Source organism: Actinomadura sp. 9N215 (assembly GCF_044326345.1).
GTDB lineage: Bacteria > Actinomycetota > Actinomycetes > Streptosporangiales > Streptosporangiaceae > Spirillospora.
Genome location: NZ_JBIRBA010000003.1, coordinates 37,598 through 48,373, shown reverse-complemented (window position 1 = coordinate 48,373; position 10,776 = coordinate 37,598). Strand labels below are relative to the sequence as shown.

The following is a 10,776-nucleotide window of genomic DNA, read 5'->3' as shown; positions in this document are numbered from 1 at the left end:
GACGCCGACGACGACGTCCGCCGAATCACGTGCATGCTCAGGTGTGGGTGGGCGTGTCCGCTGACGCTAGGGGGACCGGCGTGAACATTGGGGGCTCTTCGGTGGGGTGGAGTGAGGTCGGTCCGTAGAGCCAGTCCACGAATGAGTAGTCATAGGTGTCTCGTTCGCGTAGCAGGACGTTGCGCTGCCGCCGTGCCCGCCCGTCGAGGTGCCAGAGCTCGCCCCAGGCGCGCGAGGTGGTGACGACGCGGCGGCAATGCTCGGGGCGTACGGCCTGGTACGCCGCGAGGACGGCCGGCCAGTCCACCGTCCCGTCCCCGGCGCGGTGCCGGGCGGCCTGCTCGCCGAGCACCCAGCCGTCCTCGATCGCCATGATGGCGCCCTGGGCGAGGTACTGCAGCGAAGGGTGGGCGGCGTCGCCGAGCAGCGCGATGTCGCCGTCCACCCACGTCATGATCGGGTCCCGGTCGTACATCCGCCACCACCGGTCGCGCCACATGTCGGGCAGCCCTTCGCGGACGAAGGCGCAGGTCTGCTCGAAGGCCGCGTCCAGCTCGCCGGGCGTGCCCCAGTCCTGCTCCCCGGCGCGCGCCTTGGGCGACTCGAAGACGGCGACCTGGTTGAGCAGCTCGCCGCCGCGCAGCCCGTAGTGGACGAAGTGGCAGCGCGGACCGACATACACGACGACCTCCGAAAGGTCGACGTGCGCCGCCCGGCCCGCCGACGTCGGTGTCGTGCCGCGGTAGGCGACGTACGCGGAGGAGACCGGGCGGTCGTCCACCAGCAGCCCGCGCGCCGTCGAATGCAGCCCGTCCGCCGCGATGACGATCCGCGCCTCCTCGGCGCGGCCGTCGGCGAGCGTCACGCGGGCGCCGCCGGCGGTGTTGGCGTAGGCGACCGCCCGCCGCGAGGTGCGCAGGTCGACGCCGGCGCGTTCGCAGGCGCGGAGCAGCATGGCGTGCAGGTCGCCGCGGTGGATGACCAGGTAGGGAAAGCCGTAGCGGCGTTCCAGGTCGCGCAGGTCGAGGCGGGTCAGCTCCGTGCCGTCGACGGCGTCGCGCATGATCATCGCGTTCGGCAGGACGCCGCGGTCGCGGGCCTCGTCCAGCAGCCCGTAGTCGTCGAGGATGCGCGTGCAGTTGGGCGCGAGCTGGATGCCGGCGCCGACCTCGCCGAAGGACGAGGCCTGTTCGAGCACCCGGACCGCGAGGCCGCGGCGGCTCAGCGCGTAGGCGGCGCCCAGCCCGCCGATCCCGCCGCCGCCGACGACCACATCGGGGTCGGTCATGGTCCTTTCCTCGCGTTCAGAGCCAGGGGCCGAGCGCGTCCGCGTTGGCCGCGACGTGGGCGACCAGGTGCCTGCGGGTCCAGCCCGGCAGCGGCGTCATCAGGCGTCCTTGGCGAATCGGTTGAGCTTGAGGGTCTCGAAGACGGGCGCGTCGCAGAAGCGGAACAGGTCCAGGGCCCCGGAGTCGGAGTCGGACGCCCCGGCCTCGGACCGCACCGAGAACGGCTCCCACGACGGGACGACGAACAGGTCCCCGCGGGTCACCGGCCACGTCCGGTCGCCGACCGTCACCGTGCCGGAGCCGTCGAAGACCTGGTAGACGCTGGAGCCGGTCTCGCGGACCGGGGCCGTCTGAACACCCCGCACCACCCGGTGGAACTCGGCGCGCATGGTGGGGAGCACGTCGGTGCCGTCGGCGGGATTGCTGTACCGGACGGCCGCGTGCCCGGGCTCCACCGTGCCCGCGTGCCCCTCTTTCTCCAATGCGAGCTGGTCGTCCAGCGCACGGTCGGTGTGCTCCCACTTGTAGGAGAGCAGCGGCGAGCCCGGGGAGGAGTGGGCGACGCCGACCGGGCGCAGTCCGGGGTGCCCCCAGAGCCGCTCGGAGCGGGAGCGCTCGGGGGTGATGCGCTCGGCCTCGGAGATCTCGTCCCGTCCCAGCTCGAAGAACTGCGCCTCGGTCAGGTACTGGAAGGGGATGTCGAGACCGTCGATCCAGGCCGTCGGCCGGTCGGTGGCGTTGTGGTGGGCGTGCCAGTTCCAGCCGGCCTGCGGGAGGAAGTCGCCCCGGTTCATCGGCACGGGGTCGCCGTCGACGACCGTCCAGACGCCGGAGCCCTCGACGACGAAGCGGAAGGCGTGCTGGGTGTGGCGGTGCTCGGGCGCGTCCTCGCCGGGCATCAGATACTGGATCGCCGCCCACAGCGTCGGGGTCGCGAACGGGCGACCGCCCAGGCCCGGGTTGGCCAGCGCGATCGCCCGGCGCTCACCGCCCCGCCCGACCGGGACGATCCGTCCGGCCCGCTCGGCGAGGCGGACCAGCGCGTCCCACTTCCACAGATGCGGGACGGCCCGGGAGCGCGGATGGACCGGCATCAGCTCGCCGATCTCGGTCCACAGCGGCACGAGCAGCTCGGTCTCGAAGCCGCGGTAGAGGTCTTCGAGCTCCGGGGTGACGTCCGGCTGACCCGGCGCGTCGACGGCCCGCAGCCTCACGGGAGTGGTGGTCATAATGCGATCGTGATACCTGTACGCCCTGAGGAATAGAGATTTCTGCCTTTCAGAATTGGAGGCGGGTGACGGGCGGCGGCATCGCGCGGCTCGCCGCCCGCCTGCCGTTCACCAGCCGGTCGGGTCGTGGATCACGCGCAGCTCGGGCCGGGCGTCGTTCGCGGTCTGGGTGATGACGAAGAGGTCGTCGCAGGCGGCGCTCCAGGCCAGCCCGCGCGGCGCGGCGGTGACGCCTGAGCCGAGGTCGTACTCGCGGACCGGGGTGCTGCCGCCGACCTTGTAGATCCGTACGTCGTCCTTCATCCCGGTGCGCCGCGCGGTGGCGACGTGCTTGCCGTCGGGTGAGGCGGCGGTGGCGTTGGGGAACGCGCCCGTGTGGTACGAGCCGCGTCCGGCCAGGTCGCCGGTCGCGAATGCCTCCACGTGGTCGCGCGACCCGGACGCGCTGTAAAGGGACGTGCCGGCGGGGGCGAGGCTCACGTCGGTGAGGTTGGATCCGGCGACCTCGCCCGCGGTGCCCTTCTTCAGGTCGGCGCCGTCCACCGTGTACACGGTCAGCTCCGACAGCGACAGGTCCAGCTGACCGGCGACGACCGGGCCGTCGTCGCCGGTGGCCGAGGCCAAATACGGGGCGCGCTGGTACCGGACGCCCTGCTGCTCGTCCCCGGTGACCGAGGGCGGCGACGCGGCGGTGTCGAGCCTTCCGATCTTGCCGTTCCAGGACTGCTCGCAGCCGTATCCGAACCACACCGCGGTCCCGGTGCGGGCGAGGTGCTCGGGGCAGGTCCGCGCGCCGGTGGAGTGGCGCGCGGTCTCCTTGAGTGTCTTGGTGTCGATGGCGGAGATCGCGTCGCCTGAGGCCAGCGCCACGTACAGCGTCTTGCCGTCGGCGGACAGCACCATCCCGCTCGCGCCGTGCTGCCCGTCGATCGTCTTGCGGACGTGGCCGGAGAAGTCGGTCACCACCACCGCGTTGGACGACGCCCCGCCCGACACGAACACCCGCTTGTGCACGTCGTCGACGACCATGTCGGCATAGGCCGGTAACGGCAGCGCCCCGCCGCCGGTCGCCAGCGCTCTACCGTCGGACGTCTGCGCCCTGCCGCCGGTCGCCGGCGTCCCGCTGCCGGTCGCCTGCGCCGGAACCGCCGCGGCCACCAGGCCCAGGCCGGCGGTCAACGCAAGCAGTCCCGTGGCGAGCATCTTCATCTTTCCTCCCTTGGCTCTCGGCGGGGACGCCCCCCGCGCAACCCGAAGGTCTCCGCACCCGCCGATCACGGCAAGGGCCCGCCAGCACGCCGCCCCCTCGCGGCCCGGCCGTCGCGGCAGGGCTCTGATTTGGGCGTTCACGCGACTCCGCGTCCGGTCTACCCGCCGCGGCGGCCTTTTCCGGCCAATCGAACACATGTCCACACCCGGCCATTAACCAGAAATCGAACGACCCATTTCCCCTTTTTGGACGCCGTCGGCGGACCTGTCTTTGCTCCGGCCTGAGCTGGATCTTTCACGTTCGCCAACGTCATGAGGCACGAGTGAAGATCAGGACCTGCCGCCTTCCCGCAGTGTCTCTAATGGCGTTTATGTAGCGCGTTGACCGGTCGTGGGCTTCCGGGCTGTCGTGATCTCGCACCCGAGCATCGAACACCCCGAGCGCCGAACACCGAACACTGAACACCGAACACCCAGAGCAATCGAACGGCGTCGGCAACTCGTCATGCGGGTCCCCGGAGGGGAGCGAGGTCATGTCCCGATTTCGGCGAATTCTCAGTTGCGTGGTGGTCCTGCTGATGGCGGCCGCCCTGTTACCAGCGGTCCCGGCGAACGCCCGGCCCGGCCGGCCGGGCGGCGCCGCCGGGCTCACGTCCGGGCCGGCCGTCAAGCCGCCCCCGAGCTTCACGGCCGAACGCGCCGCTCACGACCGGCAGGTGGCCGCGGCCAGGGCGAAGGCGCGGGCGGGCAAGGCCGTCTCGCTGCCGCCGACCCGCGCGGTCGCCGCCGAACCCGCCAACCCCGCCTACGACGCGCCGGCCATGCCGCAGCGCCTTCAGCCCGGCGTCGAGGACCAGGTCGAGGTGACCGTCACCAACGTCACCGCCGCCGATCTGCCCGCCGGCCGGTGGGCGCTGTCGTACCACTGGAAGACCCGTGAGGGACGCGACGTCACGTCCCCCGCCAACCAGCGCTTCACCAAGCTGCCCAAGGACCTCGCGGCCGGGGCGAAAGAGACGCTCACCGCCAAAGTGGTCTCGCCCGACCCGCTATTCGGCAATTCCCGCGAAGAATTCGTTATCAGCTGGGACCTTTACGACACGTCCACCCGGAAATGGCTGTCGCAGCAGGGCGTGCCGCCTCTCGCGCAGGACGTCACCGTCGAAGACCCCACCTCCGACCAGCTCGGGCTGGAGAAGTTCTACCAATACTCCGGCACGAACACCGGGGCCGGTTCCAACCTGATGGTCAACCAGTTCTCCGGCAATGCCGTCTGGGGCTACAACCCGTTCTCCCACCCCTCGCGAGGCCCGCGGACGTTCCTGCGCCTGGCCTATAACACCCTGGACACCTCCGACGTCTACGCCGGGCCCGGCTGGACGATCTCGGCTTCCAGCGTCCAGAGGCTCGGGACGCCCCTGCAGTTCGGCGGCTGGCCCGGCCATCTCGGCTATCCGGCGACCGTCACCCTCACCGACGGCGACGGCACGTCCCACGTCTACAAGCTGAACAAGAACGACAGCCACGACCCCAAGAAGTGGACCTACGACTCGCCCGCGGGCGTCCACCTCTACCTGCAGCGCAACGCGTCCAAGGGCGAGCGCGCCTGGGTGATGACCCGGCCCGACCGCACCCGCTTCTACTTCGACGACGAGGGCTACCAGACGTCCGTCGTCGACAGGAACGACAACGCCCTCACCTTCACCTACGAGCGCGCCCGCATCGGCGGCCGCAACACCGGGATGCTCAAGCACCTCACCGACGCCACCGGCCGCCGCACCCTGACCATCGACTACTACCAGCGCGGCGACGCCTTCTGGCACATGGTCGACGGCAAGGCCAAGCTCGGGTCCGACCTGTCCTGGCCGGGCATCATCAACAAGGTCAAGTCGATCACCGACCTGTCCGGACGGCGGCTGGACTTCGTCTACGACGAGCAGGGCCTGCTCGGCGAGGTCGTCGACGGCGCCCAGGACGTCAAGACCGCGAAGGTCTTCGGCTTCCACTACGACCGCAAGGCGCTGGAGAACCCCAAGCTCACCGCCGTCACCGACCCCAACGGTCACGGTACCGCGCTCACCTACGCCGACCAGCACCCCCGCCGCTGGGTCCAGCAGCTCACCGACCGGCGCGGCAAGGCCACCGGCTTCGCCTACAGCGACCCCGACGGCCCGAAGGGCACCAAGGTCCAGTCCAAGGTGACGGACGCCAACGGACACACCTCCACCTACCTGATCGACGGCTTCGGACGTCCCGAGAAGGTCACCAACGCCAAGAACGAGACGCGCACGGTCATCTGGGACGACGACAACAACGTCGTGCGCATGCAGGAGGCCAACGGCGCCGTCGCCACCTGGAAGTACGACAAGAAGACCGGCCATCCGCTGGAGTCCCGGGATCCCGAGGCCAACAAGAACGGCACGCCGCCCACCAGGCTCACCTACCGGACCGATCTGGACGGCCACGTCGGCGAGATCGCCACCAAGACCAGCCCCGAGGGCAACACGTGGACGTTCGCCCATGACCCCAAGGGCAACCTGACGTCGGTCACCGACCCCAAGGGCAACGCCACCAAGTACGCCTACGACGAGTACGGGCAGCTCACCGAGGCCGTCGACCCCAACGGGCACACCACCGCCTACCGCGACTACGACCCCGTCGGCTACCCGAGGACCACCGTCGACGCGCTCGGCAACACCGCGACGCTCGCGTACGACGTGCTCGGCGCGGTCGTGTCCAGCACCGACGCCCGGAAGAGGACGTCGACGTACACCTACGACGGGTTCGGCCGTCCGCTGTCGTCCAAGGTGCCGAAGGACCAGGACGCCGGGGTCTTCATCTTCACGCCGGGCCCCGTCTACGACCGCAACGACAACGTCGTCAAGAACATCCTGGCCAACGGCGCCCAGGCGCGGACCTCGGTCAACGAGTCCGACCAGCCCGTCGCCGTCCGGCAGCCGAAGGACACCGACGACGGCGGGGAGCGCCTGACCACGCTCTCCTACGACAACGCCGGCAACCTGATCCGCCAGACCGAGCCGCGCGGCAACCTGACCGACGACCCGGACGACTTCACCACCACCACGACCTACGACGTGCTCAACCGCGCGATCCGGGTGACCGACCCGCTCGGCGCCGCGCTCACCAACGAGTACGACAACGTCGGCAACCTGGTGAAGTCGGTCGACCGGCGCAAGAACGCGACCGCCGACCCGAACGACTTCACCGTCCGGGCCGAGTACGACCTGAACCACCGTCCGGTGAAGAGCGTCGACGCCGCCGGCAAGACGGTCGGCCAGACCTACGACCTGGACGGCCACGTCGTCGCGATGACCGACCAGGACGGCAACCGCACCCTCTTCGACGTCGACGAGCGCGGCCTGCTCGCCTCGGTCGCGGTGCCCTACCGGAAGGACGGCGACGAGACCGTCCGCCGCACCACGCGGTTCGAGTACGACAAGGCCGGCAACCGGACCAAGGTCGTCTACCCGAACGGGCGGTTCCAGGAGACCGTCTACGACGCGCTCGACCGCGTCCACGAGGAGCTCACCCCGTTCGACCCGGACGATCCCCGCTACGGCAAGCCCGACAAGACGATCTACACCTACAACGAGGTCGGCCACCTGACGAAGGTGTCCGCACCGCCGTCGTCGGGCGAGTCGGTCCGGAACGACACCGGCTACACCTATTACGACAACGGCTGGATCCGTACCAGCAGCGACCCGTGGAACATCGTCAACGGCTACGACTACAACGACCTCGGGCAGCAGACCAAGAACACGCTGACCAGCGCCGGCGGCTCCGTCAGCCGGACCATGGACTGGGAGTTCTTCCCCAGCGGCAACCTGGCGCGGCGTTCCGACCAGGGCACGCCGGTCGGCCGCGACGAGGTCCTGGTCGACAACTCCGACCCGATCGACACGGCGTCCAACGCGGCCTGGAACCGGACGCGCTCCCTGCGCGGCGCCCAGGGACCGGACGCGGCGACGCGCCCCGCCGGCGACGGCGACGCCAAGTTCACCTGGCGTCCGCAGATCCCGCGCACGGGGACGTACGAGGTGTTCGTCCGGTACCCGAAGACCGGCGGGGCCGCCAGGAACGCCACCTACACGATCACCCACTCGGCCGGAACGGCGACCAGGACCGTCGACCAGTCGCGCGGCGCCGGCGAGTGGGTCTCCCTCGGACGCCACCCGTTCACCGAGGGCCGCGGGCCCGCGATCACGCTGACGGACAAGGCGTCCGGGAAGGTGTCCGCGGACGCGGTCAAGCTCGTCCGGGACAACAGCGGTGACCTGGACGACGAGCGCAAGCAGTTCGACTACCGGTACGACGTCAACGGCAACCTCACCCAGGTCGACGACCGCTCGCCAGGCGCCCGCATCGACGGCTACCTCCTGCAGTACGACCAGCGGAACCGGATCGGGGAGCTCAAGGAGCTGGCCGCGGGCGCCGTCAAGAACACGACCTCGTTCACCTACGACGAGAACGGCAGCCCGACCTCGCGCAAGCACGACGACGTGTGGTCGGCCTACGAGTACGACGAGCGCGACCTGCTCTCCAAGGTCACCAACGCCAAGTCGCCCGACGACCCCGACAAGCACGTCACGCAATACGGCTACACGTCCCGGCGCGAGATCGCGCAGGAGACCAAGCCGAACGGCAACGTCGTCGACTACGCCTACTACCTGAACGGCCTCATCCGCACCCAGGCGGAGCGCAAGAAGGACAACGGCCCGGTCGTCGCCGAGCACGCGCTGGAGTACACGCCCAACGGCGACCCCGCCAAGGACGTCTCGCGGCTGATGAACGCCGACGACCCCGGCAAGACGGTCGACAACACGTACACGTTCACCTACGACCCGCGCGACCGGATCTCCAAGCTCGTCAAGACGGGCGACAAGCCGGACACCGAGACCTACGTCCACGACGCCAACAGCAACGTCATCGAGCAGACGGTCGACGGGAAGACCACCAAGCACGACTACGACCGCAACCGGCTGGTCTCGTCCACCACCGGCGGCGTCGCCACGACCCACCGCTACGACCCGCTCGGCCGCCTGGACACGACGTCGACGGCGGGCGAGACGGTCTCCAACTTCAACTACGACGGCTTCGACCGGATCGCCGAGCACATCGGCGGCGCCGGAGCCGGCAAGAAGACGGTCTTCACCTACGACCCGTGGGACCGGACCGCGACCGAGACCGGGCCCAGCGGCGACAAGGAGAAGAAGAAGGCGTTCAACTACCTCGGGCTGACGGGCAGCGTGCTCTCCGAGGAGGACGACGGGAAGCTCGCCACCTCCTACCTGCCGTCGCCCGGCGGGCAGAAGCTCACCCAGATCAAGCACAAGGACGAGGGCGGGAAGGAGATCTCGCACTACACGTACCACCCGAAGGGTGACGTGGAGGCCCTCACCAAGGAGGACGGCAACACCCGCGCGACGTACGGGTACACCGCGTACGGGAAGAACGACGCGTCCAAGTTCACCGGGGTGGACAAGGCGAGCGCCGATCGGCCCGAAGTCGAGCCGTACAACGCCTACCGGTTCAACGCCCACCGGTTCGACTCGGCGACCGGCACTTACGACATGGGGTTCCGCAACTACGACCCCGGTCTGAACCGGTTCCTGACCCGCGACATGTACATGGGCGCGCTGTCGGACATGGCGCTGACCACCGATCCTTTCACCGGCAGCCGGTACGCCTTCGCGGGCGGCAACCCGATCAGCAACGTGGAGCTGGACGGGCACGGGTTCGGGAGCTTCCTGAGAGACCTCGGGCACGCGACGCTCGACGTGGTCGGCCTGATACCGGTCGTCGGCGAGGTCGCCGACGGCGTCAACGCCGCCTGGTACGGCGTCGAGTGCGCGGTCGGCGTCGACGGCGCCTGCCTGGACGCGGCGCTGTCGGCCGCGGCGATGGTCCCCGGCCTCGGCTGGGGCGCGACCGGGGCCAAGTGGGCCAAGCGCGGCGCCGACGCCGTCAGCGCCGCGAGCGACGCGGGCAAACGGGTCGATCCGCCGAGCGTGCCGAAGAGCGATCCGGGGCCGGGCACGCCGCCCAAGACGGATCCGGGGCCCGGTACGCCGCCCAAGACCGATCCCGGGCCCGGCGCGCCGCCGCCCAAGACCGATCCGGCTCCGGCGCCCAAACCGAAGCCCGAGCCGGACCCGCCCGCCGCCACCTGCAAGGTGCCCAACAGCTTCGTGCCCGGTACGCGGGTGCGGATGGCCGACGGCTCGCTCAAGCCGATCGAGCAGGTCAGGAAGGGCGACAGGGTCGCGGCCACCGACCCGGAGACGGGCGCCGCGCGGTCCCGCGCCGTGGGCGGCACGATGTCCGGATGGGGCCGCAAGGCGCTCGTCCAGGTCACGGTGGACCCCGACGGCAAGGACGGCGGCCGCACCGGCACCGTCGTCGCCACCGCCGGCCACCGGTTCTGGCTGCCCGAGCGGGGAACCTGGGCCGCCGCCGCGCTGCTGACCCCGGGCACCTGGCTGCGCACGTCCGACGGGAACTGGGCCAGGGTCACCGCGGTCAAGGCGTACACCTCCCTCACCGGGGCGTACAACCTCTCGATCAAGGGCAACCCGACCTACTACGTCGTCGCGGGCGGGACGGGCCTGCTGGTCCACAACTGCGGAGAGGTCCCGCTGAACTCCGGCGGCCTGCCGGAGATGGCGCACGCCTACCGGATGGGCGCCAACCCGTCCGGCAAGGCGCTCAGCTCCTACCAGAACGTGGCCGTATTCAAGGTCGACAAGGGCGACGGCACCTTCGATCACATCATCGAGGCCAACATCCGCGAGGGGCTGCACTCCGAACAGATCATCGACAACTTCCTCCGGAAGCACGAGATCGATCCCGGCAGCGTCAAGGAGATCTATTCCGAACGGATACCGTGCAGCAAGAAGGAGAACAGGTGCATGAACCTGGTCAAGAGGTACACCGAGGCAGGAGCCAAGCTGACGTGGAGTCTCTCGGGCTCCACGAGATCCAACGCCGCGGCGCTCAGGCGCGCCATGAACGAGAGCCGAGGGTTCTGA

The 10,776-nt window shown here is 70.0% G+C and carries 5 protein-coding genes; 1 reads left to right on the top strand and 4 read right to left on the bottom strand.

Features of this window, described 5'->3' with window-relative positions:
- Window positions 1-37: 37 nt before the first annotated feature.
- The 4 genes from ACH34T_RS05740 to ACH34T_RS05725 form a co-directional block, all read right to left on the bottom strand.
- Window positions 38-1,288 carry an FAD-dependent monooxygenase gene (locus ACH34T_RS05740; RefSeq protein WP_395990906.1) on the bottom strand — a complete coding sequence of 417 codons (1,251 nt, stop codon included), beginning with the start codon at window positions 1,286-1,288 and terminating at the stop codon, window positions 38-40.
- A gap of 16 nt (window positions 1,289-1,304) precedes the next feature.
- Complete coding sequence (locus ACH34T_RS05735) at window positions 1,305-1,388, bottom strand: maleylpyruvate isomerase N-terminal domain-containing protein (RefSeq protein ID WP_395991380.1); 84 nt, start codon at window positions 1,386-1,388, stop codon at window positions 1,305-1,307.
- A complete protein-coding gene (locus tag ACH34T_RS05730; protein WP_395990905.1) occupies window positions 1,388-2,518 on the bottom strand; it encodes a cupin domain-containing protein in 1,131 nt (376 codons plus the stop codon). The genes ACH34T_RS05735 and ACH34T_RS05730 overlap by 1 nt, the downstream gene beginning before the upstream one ends.
- A 108-nt stretch (window positions 2,519-2,626) precedes the next feature.
- Entirely contained in the window at window positions 2,627-3,727 is a 1,101-nt protein-coding gene (locus ACH34T_RS05725) for a hypothetical protein (protein ID WP_395990904.1), read from the bottom strand.
- Window positions 3,728-4,290: 563 nt separating this feature from the next.
- Here ACH34T_RS05725 and ACH34T_RS05720 point away from each other — a divergent pair.
- Complete coding sequence (locus ACH34T_RS05720) at window positions 4,291-10,776, top strand: nucleic acid/nucleotide deaminase domain-containing protein (RefSeq protein WP_395990903.1); 6,486 nt, start codon at window positions 4,291-4,293, stop codon at window positions 10,774-10,776.

Coding starts and splice junctions, on each gene's coding strand:
- ACH34T_RS05730 (WP_395990905.1), bottom strand. CDS start 2,518: ATGACCACCACTCCCGTGAGGCTGCGGGCCGTCGACGCGCCGGGTCAG.
- ACH34T_RS05725 (WP_395990904.1), bottom strand. CDS start 3,727: ATGAAGATGCTCGCCACGGGACTGCTTGCGTTGACCGCCGGCCTGGGC.
- ACH34T_RS05740 (WP_395990906.1), bottom strand. CDS start 1,288: ATGACCGACCCCGATGTGGTCGTCGGCGGCGGCGGGATCGGCGGGCTG.
- ACH34T_RS05735 (WP_395991380.1), bottom strand. CDS start 1,388: ATGACGCCGCTGCCGGGCTGGACCCGCAGGCACCTGGTCGCCCACGTC.